The organism is Azospirillum lipoferum (assembly GCF_024170005.1).
Taxonomy (GTDB): Bacteria; Pseudomonadota; Alphaproteobacteria; order Azospirillales; family Azospirillaceae; genus Azospirillum; species Azospirillum lipoferum.
On the sequence record NZ_JALJXJ010000008.1, the window covers coordinates 372,868 to 388,113 of the forward strand.

The following is a 15,246-nucleotide window of genomic DNA, read 5'->3' on the forward strand; positions in this document are numbered from 1 at the left end:
AGGGGAGCCCCGGCGGGGGAGGGCAGGCTTTGGCGGCTGCGCGGGGCACCGGATCGTTCCGTTCGTCTGGCCCGTCGTCCGGAGTGGGAAGGGCGTGCCTTCAAAGATTTCCGCGCAACCCGGCCATTTCAAGGCGCAACCGGTCAAATCACGCCGACGAGGTCGAGAACGCCGGCGACTGCTACCGCACCGCCACACAGACGCACCGCCCGGTCCGACTCGGCCTGGGTCACCGCGATGGACAGACCCAGCCCGCCGCAGGCGACCAGCATCAGCCCGGATGCGAATCCGGCCCAGTAGAGCGGCGGTCCCTGATGGGCATGGCCATGGAACACCGCGGCGACCGCGGCGACCAGCACCGCCACCACGGCCGGCGCCCGCACCCCCAGCGCCACCAGCGACCCGACCACCACCAGCGAGGCGGCCAGTCCCGGCCCGGCATAGGGCAACCGCACCCCCATCTGCGCGGCGAAGCCCGCCGCCAGCGCGGCGGTCACGGCGGCGGCCGGCACCTGCCAGACCGCGGTGCCGCCGGCCTGCCCGGCCCACATGCCGATGCCGAGGATGCCCAGCAGATGCTGCAGCACCCATACCGGCGTGGTCAGCCCGTTGCCGAAGGCCCCCGTCACCGTCGTCATGCGCCCGCATCCCCCGTCCGTTCAGCTCCAGGGGCCGGTATGGCGGCTGAGCAGGGGCGGGGTCAAGCCGTCAGGATCGGGGCTGCCAAGGTGGAGGTGGGGTTGCCGCTACCGCGCCAGCGGGTCGCCGAATTGGCGCAGGTCGTTCTCGCGCCGCATCAGGTCGCGCTGGCCCAGCGGGTCGAGCCGGCCCATGGCGTCGTCGGTGCGCATGCGGTCGACCTCCGGCCGGATCAGGTCACGCTTGAAGGCGTCGGTGGCGCTTTGCGACGAGGGCGGGGGCGGCACCGGGATCGGGCGCGGCGGCTGGGGCAGGGCGGCGGGGTCGGGCGGCGACGACGAACTGCCGCGGCGGCGTTTGGGGGGCGGTTGGTCGGTGCTGTCCGGGTCGCGGCGCATCTGGCGCTCGTCGGCCTGCCGGGACTGTGCCGCGGTGGCGGGCTTCGAGTCGGCACGCGACTGTTCCGCCTGGATCTGGCTCCAGGTTCGCCGCTCCCCGCCTCCTGGAATGACCGTCTGGTTGTAGACCGGCGGGAAGGCCTGGGCGCGACCGGGCGTGTCGTCGCGCAGGTCCGACGGTGCGCAGGCGCCTGCCGCCAGCAGGAGAAGGAGCGGAGCCAGTCGAGTGGCGAGGGGCGGGAGAGGTGGGGGCATTGATGGAATGTCGGTGCTGCTGATCGTTTCGGCAAGATGACCCCAAAGGAGGGACTCCCTTTAAGGCCAAGCCGGCGCTAGAATGTTCTTTGTTTGTTCTTTGGTGTCGAGTTTCGCATGACGCATCCCTTCTCACACCCGGACCCATCTCCCTCTCCCCCCCGGGGAGAGGGGCGGGGTGAGAGGGATGCATCTCAGGATTTCTGCAAAGGTCCCGTGGCGTGCCCCCCTCACCCTGACCCTCTCCCCGGGGGGGAGAGGGGATTATTCCGCGGTGGGGAGAGAACCAAGCGCCGCATCCTCGCCCTGTGGCTTCCGCGCCTGCCGACCGACGCGCGGGAGCGGCTCATGCCGCCTGAACTGCGTACCCGCCCCCTCGCCCTGCTGCGGACGGAGCGTCAGCGGCGGATGGTGGTGGCGGTCAACCGGGCGGCGGCAGGGCGGGGCATCTCGCCCGGCCATACCCTCAGCGATGCCCGCGCGCTGGAACCAACGTTGGAGGTGGCGGAGGCGACGCCGGAGGCCGATTCGCTCCTGCTCGGCCGCATCGCCGACTGGGCGCGGCGTTACAGCCCCTGGACCGCGGCGGACGAGCCGGACGGGGTGGTGATCGACATCACCGGCTGCGCCCATTTGTTTGGAGGCGAGCCGGCGCTGGCCGCCGACCTGACCGGCCGGCTGCGCGCCGCCGGCTTCGCCGCCCGCGCCGCCGTCGCCGATACCCCGGCCGCCGCCTGGGGGTTGGTGCGGTTCGGCAGTCCGGAGGAGAGGCGGCACGAGGCGTTGGACGGCCTGCCGCTCGCCGCTCTGCGGCTGCCGGCGGAGATGGTGGAGGGGCTGCATGCGCTGGGCCTGCGCCGGATCGGCGATCTGCATGCCATGCCGCGGGCCGGGCTCGCCGCGCGGTTCGGGGGCAGGTTGCTGCAACGGTACGATCAGGCCTTCGGCCGGCTGGACGAGCCGATCTCGCCGCGCCGGCCGGTTCCGGACCACCGCGAGCGCCTGACCTTCGCCGAACCGATCGCCACGCCCGAATCGATCGCCGGGGCGCTGCGCCATCTGCTGGGGCGGCTGTGCAAGGGGCTGGAAGCGGCGGGGCAGGGCGCACGCCGGCTGCGGCTGGACGCCCACCGCACCGACCAGCGGGTGGACGACGAGCCGCAGAGCCTGTCGCTCGGCACCAGCCGCCCGACCCGCGACCCGGCGGCGCTGGCCCGGCTGTTCGCCCCGCTGCTGGAGCGTATAGAGCCGGGGCTGGGGCTGGAGACCCTGGTGCTGTCGGCGACGGAGACGGGACCGCTGTCCGCCATCCAGACCGGGATCGACGGCGAGGACGCCAATAGCGGGCTGGCCGAACTGGTCGACCGGCTGACTCTGCGGCTGGGGGAACGGGCGGTGCTGCGGCTGGTGCCGCGGGAAAGCTGGCTGCCGGAACGTTGCGTCGCGCCGCATCCGCCGCTGGAAAGCCTGCCGGCGCAGAAGCCCTGGCCGGCCGGGCAGCCGCGTCCCCTGCGCCTGCTGACCCCGCCCGAACCGGTGGAGGCTACCGCCCCGCTGCCTGACGACCCGCCGCTGCAGTTCGTCTGGCGCGGCGTGCTGCATCGTGTGCGCCGGGCCGAGGGTCCGGAGCGGATCGAATGCGAATGGTGGCGTCCGGAAGGGTCGCTGGGGCTGGCGATGCGCGATTATTACCGCGTGGAGGATGACGGCGGCCGGCGGTTCTGGCTGTTCAGGGCCGGGCTTTACCAGCCGGAGGAGAACCCGCGCTGGTTCCTGCACGGGTTTTTGGGGTGAAATGCCGGGGGGCGGCGCCCCTTACCCTGCCCGGTCGAGCTGCTTCAGGAAGGCGATGTAGCGGTTGATATCCTCCATGCGGCGGGCATGGTCGTTCATGTCGGACAGGCGGCCTTCGATGGCTTGCTGGGCGCCTTCCACCTCGTCGATCACCGCCTGGATGTCGGTCTGCAACTCCTGCGAGGCGGTGGCGGCCTCGTCCATGCGGGCGCTGGTGTCGTCCAGCTGGCCGCCGACGGAGCGGACCGACGTCACCACCTGATCGATGGCGCGGCGGGTATCAGCCAGCGTCTGCTTGGTGTCGTTGGCCAGCTTGCGCACCTCCGACGCCACCACGGCGAAGCCCTTGCCCGCCTCGCCGGCGCGGGCGGCCTCGATGGTGGCGTTGAGCGCCAACAGGTTGGTCTGGCTGGCGATGCCGTCGATCACCGACAGAACCTTCTCGATGCTCTTGACCACGGTGGACAGCTGGTTGAACTCGCGGACCAGTGCCTCTTTGCGCTCGGCATGGCCGTCGAACAGGCTGGCGTGGCGGTTCAGCGTCGTCTCGATCGCCGACATCGAGCCGCCGATGCGCGCGGCGTAGCTGGCGGTCTCCTGCACCCCGCTGTTCAGCGTCACCAGCGCGTCGAGATAGCTGTGCATCCGCTCGATCACGCTGTTGCGGATTCGGCTGAGCAGTTCCAGCCGGTTGTAGCGGGTGGCGATGAAGTAGCTCTGGAACCGGGCGTAATGCACCGGGAAGCGGTCGACCATGTCGTCGGAGAACCCGGTGCCGGGCGGCACCTCGAAGAACATCAGCGCCGACAGGGTCTGGTTGATGTTGATGCCCAGCAGCTCGCCGAAGGTGGAGAAGCCGACGGCGCTCAGCCCGTCGAAGGCATGGACCCGCGACAGCTGGTCCGGGTTGTTCAGCCGGCGCAGAATGCAGTCGTTGAGGATGGCGCCGAGGGGGCGTGGCTTGCCGCGCAGATAGGCCGCGAGGTCGTCCTCCGTCTGGCGGACGAAATCGGTCGCCTCCACCAGACACAGCGAATCGCCGGGATTGACGTCGCAGTAGAAGCCGACCTCCCCCTTCTCGAAATCGAAGCCGGAGATCGAGCGGACGAACAGCTCCCCCTCCATCTCGATGGCGAAGGTGTTCTTCGCCAGCTTGCCCGGCAGTTCCTGCGGCTTGCAGCGTAGCGCCTTGGCCAGCGCGTCGATGAAGCCGATGACCTCGAAGCTGTCGCGGTCGATCACGCTGCGCACGATGCGGCGCATCGGGTCGGCGTCGACCACGGCGAAGCGGGTCTGGGTCGGGCGGAAATTCTGCGACTTGAAGATGCCGTAGCGGATGCCGGGTGCCATCTTCAGGAAGATGGTCACCGCCGCGTTCTCCAGCACGCGCTGGCCGTCGAACAGATGGGTGTTGCGGAAGTCGAGCTTGCCGCCGGCCGAACCGCCGATGAACAGGCAGGGGAAATGGCCGGAGCGGTAGACTGCCTCCATGAACCAGCTTTCGCTGGCCGACAGCCCGTCGATGAAGGTCAGCGCCACCGTGTCGTGGCTGTCGATGGCGAAGGGGACGCGGATGCGGTCAAGCTCGCCACGGATCGCCTCCACCCGGGCCGGAACGTCGCGGGTCGGGCGTCCGCCGCGCAGGTCGTCGCAATGCAGCGGGACCGTGTGGACGCTGATCCCGGTGAACAGGCGCGGGCTGAAGGATTGCAGTACCACGCTGTCCCAGCGGTCGCCGGCCTTGCGGTAGAGCGGCTGGCCTTCGGCCGCGCACAGCTCACCCGCGGTGGAGACCAGCACCAGCTGGGTCGCCGGCGGCAGGGCGGAGCGGACCGCGCGGGCGGTAACGGCGAAATCGACATGCGGCGACACGAAGCCGACGACCAGCGCCGGCGCCCCGGCGGCGAAATTCAGCCCGCCCAGCGCCGCGGCACCGATCTGCGCCGCCGGCAGGCACAGGCTGCGGATCGGCTGTTCCGCCGGATCCGAAGCCCCACCTGCGGCATGCGCTGCCGGTTCGGACTTGCCGGCCGAGGTGCCGGAGACGGGGGCGGTCGGAGAGTCCGAACGGAAGAATGACAGCATGCTGGCGAATCCTCGGTCGTCTTTGTTGTTCATTCTGCTTGCCGAAGGCGCCCGTTCATTGCTGCGAGTGCCCCCGACGTGGCTCATTTTGCAGATGATTTAGCTGCGGATTGGTAGCGTTTCTTATCCGGGGGACTCCCTATTGGGCTGTGACATGTGGCCGCAGCGGTGGGACGGGGAGACGGGACGGGCGAGACTCGATTCCGCTTGTGGGGCCAGCGAAAGGTTGGCATAAGGCAAGCCATAGGCCTGGGGTGCCGCGCGGTGGTCGTGCGGCTGAGAACACACCCATCGAACCTGTCTGGGTAATTCCAGCGAAGGGAGCCGCCGCATGATCCATGCGCCAAAGTCACATCCATTTTCCGTTTCCGAATCCGGACTCCGTCCCTCCGTCGCCATCATCGGTGCCGGCTGCATCGGCCTCGCCATCGCCTGGAGACTGGTGTCGGCCGGCTGCCGGGTCGATCTGTTCGAGCGGGGGGAGGCCGGGCGCGGCGCCACCCACGCCGCCGGCGGCATGCTGGCCGCCTGTGTCGAGACCGAACCGGGGGAGGACGGGCTGCTGCCGCTGACCCGCGCTTCGCAGGCGCTGTGGCCGGACTTCGCCCGCGACCTGGAAGCCGCCAGCGGCATGGCCGTCGATCTGCGTACCGAAGGCACCATGGTCATCGCGTTGACTGCCGACGATGCCGCCAAGGTCCGTTTTCTGCATGGCTTCCAGCGAGACCTGGGCCTGCCGGTGGAGTGGCTGAGCGGCGCCGAGGTGCGGCGGCGCGAGCCCTTCCTTCAGCCCGGCGTCGCCGGTGCCCTGTTCTGTGCCGGCGACCATCAGGTCGACAACCGCAAGGTCGCGGCCGCCCTGCGCCGCGCCGCCGAGGCCGCCGGGGCCCGCCTGCATGAGCGGTGCGGCGAGGTGGCGCTGGCGGTGGAGGGTGGGCGCGCCGTCGGTGTGCGGGTTGCCGAGACGCTGCACCGGGCCGACCGGGTGGTGCTGGCCGCCGGGGCCTGGTCGGCCGGGGTGCCGGGACTGCCGCCCGCCGCGAAGCCGCCGGTGCGGCCGGTGAAGGGGCAGATGGTCTGTCTGAGGATGGACACCCGCCTGCCGCTGCTGCGCCATGTGGTGTGGACGCCCGGCACTTACCTGATCCCGCGGCTGGACGGCCGGCTGCTGATCGGCGCCACGACGGAGGAGCGCGGCTTCGACGACCGTCTGACCGCCGGTGGCCAGTTCGCGTTGCTGGAAGGGGCTTGGCGGGCGCTGCCGGGTATCGCCGAGCTGCCGATCGAGGAGGCCTGGGCCGGTTTCCGTCCCGGCAGCCGCGACGATGCGCCGATCCTGGGAGAGAGCGGCATCCCCGGCCTGATCCACGCCACCGGCCACCACCGCAACGGCATCCTGCTGACCCCGGTGACCGCCGACGGCATCGCCCTTCTGGTGCTGACCGGCGAGACCGACCCGCTGCTGCGCCCCTTCGCTGCCGACCGCTTCGTTGTGGCGGGAGCCGCCGCATGAGCGCCGTTTCACGTGAAGCCATCCGCGTCAATGGCCGCGAAGAGCCGCTGTCCGCCGCCTCCGTCGCCGATTTCCTGGCCGGGCGCGGCATCGCTCCCGGTGCTCTGGGCGTCGCGGTTGCCTTGAACGGCGCGGTCGTTCCCCGCCGCCGCTGGTCCGAGACCCCGCTCCAACCCGGCGACAGCCTGGAAATCGTCCGCCCCATCCAGGGCGGCTGACCGTCACGTTTCCCTCTCCCTCGCCCCGGATGCGCACGTCCCGCAACATGGGAAGCGGAAGTCCGGCTGTGCGAAGCAGGAGAGGGCCTTTGCAAAGGCTCTCCCCATGTCCCAGACCGACATTCTCACCATCGCCGGGCGCAGCCTCGGTTCGCGGCTTTTCCTCGGCACCGCCGGTTATCCCAACCAGCAGGTGATGCTCGACGCGCTGGAAGCCAGCGGCAGCGAGCTGGTCACGCTGGCGATCCGCCGCATCAGCCTGGACGGCTATTCGGAAAGCCTCGTCGACGTGCTGGCCCGCGCCACCGCCGGGCGGCCGGGCGGCCCGGTCGGGCTGCTGCCCAACACCGCTGGCTGCATGACCGCCAAGGAGGCCGTGCTGACCGCCCAGCTGTCGCGCGAGGCGCTCGATACCCCCTGGATCAAGCTGGAGGTCATCGGCGACCGCGAACTGCTCTATCCCGATGTCGAGGAGCTGCTGCGCGCAACGGAGGAGCTGGTGAATGACGGCTTCGTCGTGCTGCCCTACTGCAACGACGATCCGGTGACCTGCCGCAAGCTGGCCGACCTGGGGGCGGCGGCGGTGATGCCGCTGGGCGCCTTCATCGGGTCGGGCATGGGCATCCGCAACCCGCACGCCATCGAGACGATCTGCGCCCGCAGCCCCGTGCCGGTGGTGCTGGACGCCGGCATCGGCACCGCGTCCGACGCGGCGCTGGCGATGGAACTCGGCTGCTCGGCCGTGCTGCTCAACACCGCGGTGTCGAAGGCGCGCGACCCGGTGCGGATGGCGGCAGCGATGCGCGATGCGGTCAATGCCGGACGCGCCGCCCATCTGGCCGGCCGCATGCCGATGCGCGCCTATGCCGAACCGTCCAGCCCGCAGATGGGCCTGATCGGGAGCTGACGTCGGGAGTTGATATCGGCGGCTGACGGGTGGAGCGGGGCGGGCAAGGTGACCCGCACTCCAATCGGCCGCTTGATCCGGCGGGGCGGCTGACGCAGGCTGTGGCGCACCGCCCCGATTCCCGGAGATCCCTCCTTTGCCCGCCACCTTCGAACCCCGCACCCCCGACTGGAAGGCGCGCTGCCTCGCGTCCTTCGAACAGCAGCCGATCTGCAGGACGCTCGGCATCGAAATGGCGGCGATGGAGCCGGGCTTCTGCGAGATGCGGCTGCCGTTCCGCGTCGACCTGACGCAGCAGCACGGCTTCTTCCATGCCGGCATGGTCAGCACGCTGGCCGACAATGCCGGCGGCTATGCCGCGCTGAGCCTGATGCCGGCCGGAGCGGAGGTGCTGGCGGTGGAGTTCAAGATCAACCTGATGTCGCCGGCCAAGGGCGAAGTGATGATCGCCCGCGCCCGCGTGGTGAAGCCGGGGCGCACCCTGGTCATCACCCAGGTCGAGGTGTCGATGCTCGACGGCGGTGTCGAGAAGGACTGCGCCCTGATGCAGCAGACCGCCTTCTGCGTGATGCCGAAATGACGTTCCAACCGGTTCGAAAGGGCTTTTCCATGCTGTCTGCCCGTCTTCCCTCCCAACGTCTGCTCTCTGCCGCTTTTCTGCTGGCCGGCGGCATCGCCGCGCTGGCTGCCACCCCGGCGGAGGCCAAGGACCCGCCGTCCTGCGCCGCCATCTCCTTCCGCTCGCTGCCCAACGGCGCGCCGGACGGCGAACAGGATGCCGGCCTCTACAAGTCGCGCTTCGGCAAGATCGAGGTGAAGGCCGACGTCAAGGGCGGGCAGGCCACCAATTATTACATGGTGCTGAACGGCAAGAAGGTGGACGGCCCGGCCAACCCGCCGAAGATGTCGGATGCCTGCCTGAAGTCCAAGCACGTCAAGGTTCCCGTCGCCAAGCAGACCCAGGGTACCTGCACCGGCAGCCGCTTCCGTGTCGTCGTCGACCGCTCCAGCGGCAAGCCGGTCGCGGCGTTCTTCGGCTTGCAGGGCGAGGATTGGGCCTATTGCAGCGCGGCGACGCTGTAGGAACTGGACCGAAGGGGGGCGGAACCCCGCCCCCCTCACTTTCTCAGATCGTCATAGCCTTCACCCGCTCCCGCAGCGTCTGCCGCGCCGCCTCCGCCTCCGCACGGGCGGTGGCCATGTCCCGCGCCAGAGCCTCCAGGCGGGTCTCTGCCTCCGCCATCTTCGCCAGGGTGCGCTTGTGCAGGTCGCTGCCCGCCGGCAGTGCCTTCAGGTTCTCGCGCAGACGGTCCTGGTCGGCGATGCGTTCGGTCCGCTCGCGCTCCAGATCGGCGATGCGGCGTTCCTTCTCGGCGACGGCGGTGCGCAGGCCAGCCAGCATGGTCAACGCCTGACGCACCTCCGGCGGCAGTTCGGGGGCGGAGGCGCGGGCGGCGATCTGGTCGGCGGTCAGGTCGGTCAGGACGATCCGCTCCTGCCGCGGCCGTTCCAGCGTCGCGGTCAGCGTCACCGTCTTGCCGGCCGGCACCGCCAGCGGCAGGCGATAGGCATTCGCGGTCACTTCCGGCTTGCCCTCCGCCGGCACCGCCAGATCCCAGCCGGGGCGGCGCGGATGCTCGATCACCACGCTGCGGTCGCCATCCGGGGCGCCGGCCACCGTATAGAGGGTGCTCTGCCGGTCGGTGACCGACAGGGTCAGCACGCCGTCGGCCAGGGTGGCGCGGGACAGCCGGCGGCTCGGCTTCTCCTCGCGGTCGATGGTCACCGCCTGATCGACGGCGAAGGACAGCAGCCGGCTGTCGCCCGCCGGCAGGGTCGCCATGCGGGCGTCGCCGACATAGGCGCTGGCCGCTGCGTTGCGGTCATAGAAGGTCAGCAACCCCGGCGGCAGGGCGGTGTCGCCATCGTTGCGCAGCCGCAGCGAGGCCAGCGGATGGCGGGCGTCGGTGCCCGGCTGATAGAGCGCCACCCGCTCCACCGGCAGGGCGCGGGCGACGATCGGCATCATCAACGTCCCGCCATTCGGCACGCTGACCGGCTGCGGGTAATGGAACAGCACCTGGGCACCCTCCGCCGCCCCGGCCTCGGCACCGCTTACCGCGGCCATGGCGGGAGTTCCGGCGGCGCTGCCGTAGGGCGCCACCTTCGCCAGCGGTTCGGCCATCGGTGCGGGGGCCGGCGCCATCGGCGTGGCCTGGGGCGGGGGAGCGGCCATCGCCGTGGCGGGCGGCGCCCCGGCGCGCGAGGCCTCCGACTGCGGCCGCATCGCCTGGCGGGCATCGTTCAGCGTCACCGTGCCCTCGTCGGCCGTGGGCTGAATCCGGCCCAGCACCTCCACCGGCACCTCCGGCCGCTCGACGAAGTAGGGGGTGTAGAGCGCCTGACGCAGGGTCACCGGGTTGCCCGACACCACCGTCAGATCGACGCCCTGCCAGTCCTCGCCGCTGAGATTCTCCAGCACCGCCCAGCCCTGCAAGGCGCCGCTGCCCTCCTTCGCCGGCCCGTTCGGTGGCTGTCCGTTCTGCGGCTGCCCATTCTGCGCCATGCTGAGCCGGTAGGTCGCCTTCCACAGCGGCATCTCCGCGACATAGCCGACGCGGACGCGCCGATCGCCGGCCTGCCCATCCTGCGATGTCTTGTCTTGGGGCGCCCGGCTGTGGACGGTCAGCCGCCGCCGCTCGCGCCGGGCATTCTCCGCCACCGCCGACAGCGCCCGGTCGATCTGCGCCTGCACCGCCGGATCGGTGAAGCGCAACGCGTCGGCCTCCTCCAGCACCAGCTGGCGCAGGCCCTCGGTGGTCATCAGCGTTACCCGGTGGCGCGTGGTGGTGGTGCCGTCGTTGCCCGGCAGCCGCACCGTCTCCTCCGTCACCGACATCAGCCGGCCGGTCAGCTGGCGGGAGCCGCCGGACGTCACCTCGGCCCCGCGCATGGCGTTCAGCAAGGCGGCGGGGGAGGAAAGGTCGCCCGCCGAGAAGGGCAGCTCGCGGAAAGCGGTGTCCAGCGGCTCGGCGCCGGGCAGGCCGATGGTGCCGACGCCGCCCTTGTCGTCATAGACGACGATGCTCTTCAGCACGTCGTCGACCTGATCGCGCCGCACCTCCAGCGACAGGTCGGCATCGCCGCTGACCGTCGCCTCATATTCGAAATACCCGACGCCACCGGTCGACAGCAGGACCCGCGTCAGCGCCAATTGCCCGCCCGCCGGCCGCCCACCCACCATTTGCTCGCCGGCCGGCTGCCCGCCGGTTGGTCCGTACCCGGCAGCCAGGGCAGCCGGGGCCGTCATCAGCAGGGCGGTGGAGGCGAGAAGGATGGCACGGGTCATGGTGGGTCTCTCCGGTTCTGTGACTCCCGGCCATCGGCATAGGTGCGAATTCGGGCGGGATTAGGGAGAGCTTTGCAGGACGGGCCGGAAAGTTCAGGGTACCGCCGCCAGCCAGCGTTCCATCATCATGCGCCACAGCGGCATGGCGTTATGGGCCGTCACCTGAATCGTGCTCGGCGCGCAGCCCGAATAATGGCTGCAACGCTCCGTCACCGGACGGCGGTTGCCGTCGGCGGGCAGGCGCCTCGCGGTCCGGAGATGGGCCGGGGCGCAGGATGCGGCGCGCTGGGGCGGCATCAGCGTCGCCGGGGCGTTGCGGACGGGCATGATCGCGCTCTTGTCGAAGTCCGTCAGCCCGGCCGTCCGACCGAACGCGCCGAGTCGAGATGGCGCCTCGCTTCACCCAGCAGCAGCCGGTGTTGCGCCAGCGTTTCGCGGATCGGGCCATGCTGTCCATAGACGCGCACCTCGTTCAGCAGACGGTCGGCGCGGTCGAGCAGGGCCAGACGCTCCAGGCAATGATCGATGTTCGACATGGCGGTGCATTCCCCCATCACGGCATTGGTCCGGCGCCCTTCGCCGGGCAGCCGTTCCCTGTTCGATGATCGGGATTTAAACCGCAGACTGTTTCTGGTTAATGTCTGTGCAGGGGTATTTTCATGTCGCCGGCACGGCGGGCGGTTTCAACCAACTCATGCGGTCGGCGAATTGGCCGCGGCTGTTACGGGGTTGTAACGCATTGCGTGGCGCTCGCGCGTGAGATAAGAAGGTTTGGGGAGGTAACAGGCATGCACATTCTCGCGGTCGACGACGACGAACCGATTCGGGAGCTTTTGGCCTCATATCTGGCGGGAGAGGGCTACCGGGTCACGACGGCGCAGGATACCGCATCGGCCCGGCAGGCCCTGGATGGCGAGCCTGTCGATCTTGTGGTCTGCGATCTGCGCCTGCCCGACGGCGACGGGCTGGGCCTCGTCCGCCAGATCCGCACTGAATCGCAGATCCCCGTCATCATCCTGTCCTCCAAGGACCAGGACGTCGACCGTATCGTCGGGCTGGAACTGGGTGCCGACGATTACCTGACCAAGCCCTTCAACCCGCGCGAACTGCTGGCCCGCATCAAGGCGGTGCTGCGCCGCGTCTCCAACGACGCCCGTCCGCCCCGCAACGCCGACGAACTGCGCGCTGTCGTGCAGTTCGCCAATTGGGAACTCGACCTCACCGCCCAGCGCCTGCGCGGGCAGGAGGGGCGCGAGGTGGAGCTGACCAAGGCGGAGTTCGGCCTGCTGGCGGCCTTCGTCAAGCGGCCGCAGCGGGTGCTGACCCGTGACCAGCTGCTCGACCTCACCCGCGTCGACGGGGCGGAGGTGTTCGACCGCTCCATCGACGTGCTGATCCTGCGCCTGCGCCGCAAGATCGAGACGAACCCGAAGGAACCCCGCATCATCAAGACCGAACGCGGTGCCGGCTACGTCTTCGACGCCAAGGTCCGTACGGTCTGACCGGGGGTGGGAAGCAATCCCCCGGACGCACCGCTAGACGCCTCTCCACACCCGCGTTAGCCTCTCCGGAAAACCTGTCGGAGAGGAAACGCGTGTGCCTGATCCCATCGATTTCTATTTCGACTTCGGCTCGCCTTACGGCTATTTCGCCAGCCTGCGCATCGACGAACTGGCGGCGAAGCACGGCCGCACCGTCACTTGGCACCCGGTCCTGCTTGGCGCCATCTTCAAGGTGACGGGCATGAAGCCGAATCTGGAGCAGCCCTTGCGCGGCGAGTATCTGACCCATGACGTCGGACGCATCGCCCGCCTGACCGGCGCGCCCTTCACCTTCCCCGATTCGGCTCCGGCCAATGGCGTTGCCGCCTCGCGCGCCTTCTATTGGCTGACCGATCATCATCCGGAACAGGCCAAGCTGGTGGCCCGTGCGCTGTTCCACGCCCATTTCGGCGAAGGACGGGACATCGGCCCGGCCGACACGGTGGCGGAGGTCGCGGCGAAGACCCTGGGCAGCCTCGGCATCGACCGTGCCGCCGTGACCGCCGCCATCCAGGATCCGATCGTCAAGGACCGGCTGCGGAGCGAGGTTGACGATGCGGTGGAGCGCGGCGTGTTCGGCTCGCCCTTCTTCATCGTCGATGGCGAGCCCTTCTGGGGCTGGGACCGGCTCGACATGGTCGATCGCTGGCTCGCTACCGGCGGCTGGTAGGGGCGGGCCTGCGGAATCCTTCCAAACTCCTTGCGAGCCAAAACTGCTTATCGGGCGGGTGGAAAGTGCTGACGGTCGGTCCGGTCTAGCCGCTATAACCATGGGATAAGACTTTCGGTTGGGCGCCGGCCGCGGTGCCTGCTCTCGCTTCGGTTGACCGCCCCATGGATCAGATCGTTCCCGACCGCCGTCCCCGGACCTCCAGCCCGCCCCCGGCAGTCCCCCCCGGCGGTCCGCACGGCAGTCATGGCGGTCCGCACGGGGGCAGGGGGGCATCGAAGTCCTGGCTGGGCGGTGCGCTGCTGACAGCATTGCTGCTCGGCCTGATCGCGCTGTCGATCCGCTCGGTGTCGGGCGACCTCACCTTCGTCCTGCTCGGATCGGTCGGGCTGGTGGTCGGCGCCTTCCACTACCTGTTCCCGGGCAGCCAGTTCTTCACCCTGGCGCTGACCAACTTCATCGGCGTCTATGCCTGCATCTTCGTCTTTTTCGCCGAAAGCAACTTCCACAACATCAGTCCGCTGATTCAGGCGATCGCCTTCGTCCTGCCGCTGGTCGCCTTCCTTGGCGGGGCATGGTGGCGGGCGGAGGACATCCGGCGCATCGTGATGTCGCGGCGGCTGCGCGAGGGCGGCCATTTCGACCGCGTCTTCCTGTGGATGGCGCCGGTCTGGGGCATCGGCGCCCTGACCTTCCTGGTGCCCGAACAGGACATGGACACCCAGACTATCGGCGCGATCTTCCTGCTGGCCATGTCGGCCATCGCCGCCATCGTCGCCCTGGTGTCGCGCGACATTGCCATCTTCCTGCTCGACGCCGGCCTGCTGTTCGAAGGCTTCTTCCAGCAATCGGCGCGTCTGGTGCTGCCGGCCTTCGCCTTCCTGACCTTCTATTCGCTCTGCATCATCCTGTTCGGCGCCATCTACACCATTATGGACCGCTTCATGGCGGAGCCGAACTTCGTAATCGAAGGCGTCCGGCGCGACATCACCTTCGCCGAGGGAATCTATTTCTCGATCGTGACCTTCGCCACCGTCGGTTACGGCGACATCCATCCGGTGTCCGGGCTGGTCCGTCTGATCTGCGGCATCGAGATCATCATGGGCGTGCTGCTTCTGCTGTTCGGCTTCAGCGCCATCATCGGCCATGCCCGGCCGGCCGGACGATCCGACCGCAACGATCCGCTCTGACGGCTACTCCCCTCCGCTGCGAAGCTCACGGGACAATCCGGCATAACGCACTATGTCAGGAGGCGCGCTATGCTGGGCGCGCTTCCGTTCATACCGTCAGAGACGACACAGCCTCCATGCCTCTCCATCTCATCAAGCTCGCCGTCGGCGTCCGCGACCTCGACCATTTGGCGGAGCTTCAGGACCGCCGCGCCGTAACCACCGGTGGTCAGACCCGTATCCCCGTCTACACCCGCCGCCTGCCCAAGCGTGGTGACGAACTGCTGGCCGGTGGATCGATCTATTGGGTCATCAAGGGCAGCGTTCTGGTGCGCCAGCCGATCCTCGCCATCGACACCGATACCGATGAGGAAGGGGAGAGCTACTGCACCCTGCAACTCGCCGCCGACCGCGTGCAGACGGTTCCGACCGCGCATCGCCCGTTCCAGGGCTGGCGTTACCTGGCGGCCGAGGCCGCTCCTCCTGATCTCTCCGCCGTCGGCGGGACAGGGGAGGAGTTGCCGGCCGAGATGGCGGCGGAACTGCGGGCGCTCGGCCTGCTCTGACGAAAACATCAGTCGGCTCAGCGAACATAAAAATGCGGGAGGCGACGAAAAAAGCTCTTGCGCGTTTTGGGGGAGGGCGCCTATAACCCGCTCCACCGACGGCGGGGCGCTGAACGACAGTGCGGCGCCGGCGGAGAAACGG

16 protein-coding genes and 1 riboswitch are annotated in these 15,246 nt (G+C 69.4%); of the genes, 10 read left to right on the forward strand and 6 right to left on the reverse strand.

Annotation, left to right across the window (positions count from 1 at the left end; all coding sequences use genetic code 11):
• Nucleotides 1-143: 143 nt before the first annotated feature.
• Together J2848_RS20025 and J2848_RS20030 are read right to left on the reverse strand one after the other, a co-directional pair.
• Complete coding sequence (locus J2848_RS20025) at nucleotides 144-638, reverse strand: HupE/UreJ family protein (protein ID WP_109048044.1); 495 nt, start codon at nucleotides 636-638, stop codon at nucleotides 144-146.
• A 108-nt stretch (nucleotides 639-746) separates the two neighbouring features.
• Nucleotides 747-1,292 (reverse strand): hypothetical protein, encoded by a 546-nt coding sequence (locus J2848_RS20030; RefSeq protein WP_149234457.1) that lies wholly within the window; start codon nucleotides 1,290-1,292, stop codon nucleotides 747-749.
• 348 nt (nucleotides 1,293-1,640) lie between these two features.
• On the opposite strand from J2848_RS20030, the gene J2848_RS20035 reads away from it, so the two are divergent.
• A complete protein-coding gene (locus tag J2848_RS20035) occupies nucleotides 1,641-3,086 on the forward strand; it encodes a Y-family DNA polymerase (RefSeq protein WP_170307230.1) in 1,446 nt (481 codons plus the stop codon).
• Nucleotides 3,087-3,107: 21 nt separating this feature from the next.
• Here J2848_RS20035 and J2848_RS20040 read toward each other — a convergent pair whose 3' ends face one another.
• Nucleotides 3,108-5,171: a methyl-accepting chemotaxis protein gene (locus J2848_RS20040; protein WP_170307229.1), complete on the reverse strand. Its 2,064-nt coding sequence runs from the start codon at nucleotides 5,169-5,171 to the stop codon at nucleotides 3,108-3,110.
• A gap of 240 nt (nucleotides 5,172-5,411) precedes the next feature.
• A riboswitch (TPP riboswitch) is annotated at nucleotides 5,412-5,511 on the forward strand.
• Here J2848_RS20040 and thiO point away from each other — a divergent pair.
• From thiO to J2848_RS20065, 5 genes are all read left to right on the forward strand, one after another.
• Nucleotides 5,503-6,684, forward strand: a complete 1,182-nt coding sequence (thiO, locus tag J2848_RS20045) for a glycine oxidase ThiO (protein ID WP_149234455.1) — start codon at nucleotides 5,503-5,505, stop codon at nucleotides 6,682-6,684. Its footprint overlaps the riboswitch before it by 9 nt.
• The gene (thiS, locus tag J2848_RS20050; protein ID WP_149234454.1) at nucleotides 6,681-6,902 is read left to right on the forward strand and encodes a sulfur carrier protein ThiS; all 222 of its coding nucleotides are present in this window, start codon (nucleotides 6,681-6,683) and stop codon (nucleotides 6,900-6,902) included. The genes thiO and thiS overlap by 4 nt, the downstream gene beginning before the upstream one ends.
• A 106-nt stretch (nucleotides 6,903-7,008) precedes the next feature.
• Nucleotides 7,009-7,809 carry a thiazole synthase gene (locus tag J2848_RS20055; protein WP_149234453.1) on the forward strand — a complete coding sequence of 267 codons (801 nt, stop codon included), beginning with the start codon at nucleotides 7,009-7,011 and terminating at the stop codon, nucleotides 7,807-7,809.
• Nucleotides 7,810-7,945: 136 nt separating this feature from the next.
• Nucleotides 7,946-8,389: a PaaI family thioesterase gene (locus J2848_RS20060; RefSeq protein ID WP_149234452.1), complete on the forward strand. Its 444-nt coding sequence runs from the start codon at nucleotides 7,946-7,948 to the stop codon at nucleotides 8,387-8,389.
• A 29-nt stretch (nucleotides 8,390-8,418) separates the two neighbouring features.
• On the forward strand, nucleotides 8,419-8,892 hold the full coding sequence (locus tag J2848_RS20065; RefSeq protein WP_149234451.1) for a hypothetical protein: 474 nt from the start codon (nucleotides 8,419-8,421) through the stop codon (nucleotides 8,890-8,892).
• Between the two features lie 43 nt (nucleotides 8,893-8,935).
• On the opposite strand, the gene J2848_RS20070 is transcribed toward J2848_RS20065, so the two are convergent.
• From J2848_RS20070 to J2848_RS20080, 3 genes are all read right to left on the reverse strand, one after another.
• The gene (locus J2848_RS20070) at nucleotides 8,936-11,158 is read right to left on the reverse strand and encodes a hypothetical protein (RefSeq protein WP_149234450.1); all 2,223 of its coding nucleotides are present in this window, start codon (nucleotides 11,156-11,158) and stop codon (nucleotides 8,936-8,938) included.
• Between the two features lie 93 nt (nucleotides 11,159-11,251).
• Entirely contained in the window at nucleotides 11,252-11,485 is a 234-nt protein-coding gene (locus tag J2848_RS20075) for a hypothetical protein (RefSeq protein ID WP_149234449.1), read from the reverse strand.
• Nucleotides 11,486-11,508: 23 nt separating this feature from the next.
• Nucleotides 11,509-11,694 (reverse strand): hypothetical protein, encoded by a 186-nt coding sequence (locus J2848_RS20080; RefSeq protein ID WP_109052013.1) that lies wholly within the window; start codon nucleotides 11,692-11,694, stop codon nucleotides 11,509-11,511.
• A gap of 252 nt (nucleotides 11,695-11,946) precedes the next feature.
• Between J2848_RS20080 and J2848_RS20085 the strand changes: the two genes are divergently transcribed.
• From J2848_RS20085 to J2848_RS20100, 4 genes are all read left to right on the forward strand, one after another.
• Nucleotides 11,947-12,660 carry a response regulator gene (locus tag J2848_RS20085; protein ID WP_149234448.1) on the forward strand — a complete coding sequence of 238 codons (714 nt, stop codon included), beginning with the start codon at nucleotides 11,947-11,949 and terminating at the stop codon, nucleotides 12,658-12,660.
• A 94-nt stretch (nucleotides 12,661-12,754) separates the two neighbouring features.
• Nucleotides 12,755-13,369 carry a 2-hydroxychromene-2-carboxylate isomerase gene (locus tag J2848_RS20090; protein ID WP_149234447.1) on the forward strand — a complete coding sequence of 205 codons (615 nt, stop codon included), beginning with the start codon at nucleotides 12,755-12,757 and terminating at the stop codon, nucleotides 13,367-13,369.
• 164 nt (nucleotides 13,370-13,533) lie between these two features.
• Nucleotides 13,534-14,559, forward strand: a complete 1,026-nt coding sequence (locus tag J2848_RS20095) for a potassium channel family protein (protein WP_149234446.1) — start codon at nucleotides 13,534-13,536, stop codon at nucleotides 14,557-14,559.
• A 116-nt stretch (nucleotides 14,560-14,675) separates the two neighbouring features.
• Nucleotides 14,676-15,104: a DUF1489 family protein gene (locus J2848_RS20100; protein ID WP_149234445.1), complete on the forward strand. Its 429-nt coding sequence runs from the start codon at nucleotides 14,676-14,678 to the stop codon at nucleotides 15,102-15,104.
• Nucleotides 15,105-15,246: the final 142 nt, after the last annotated feature.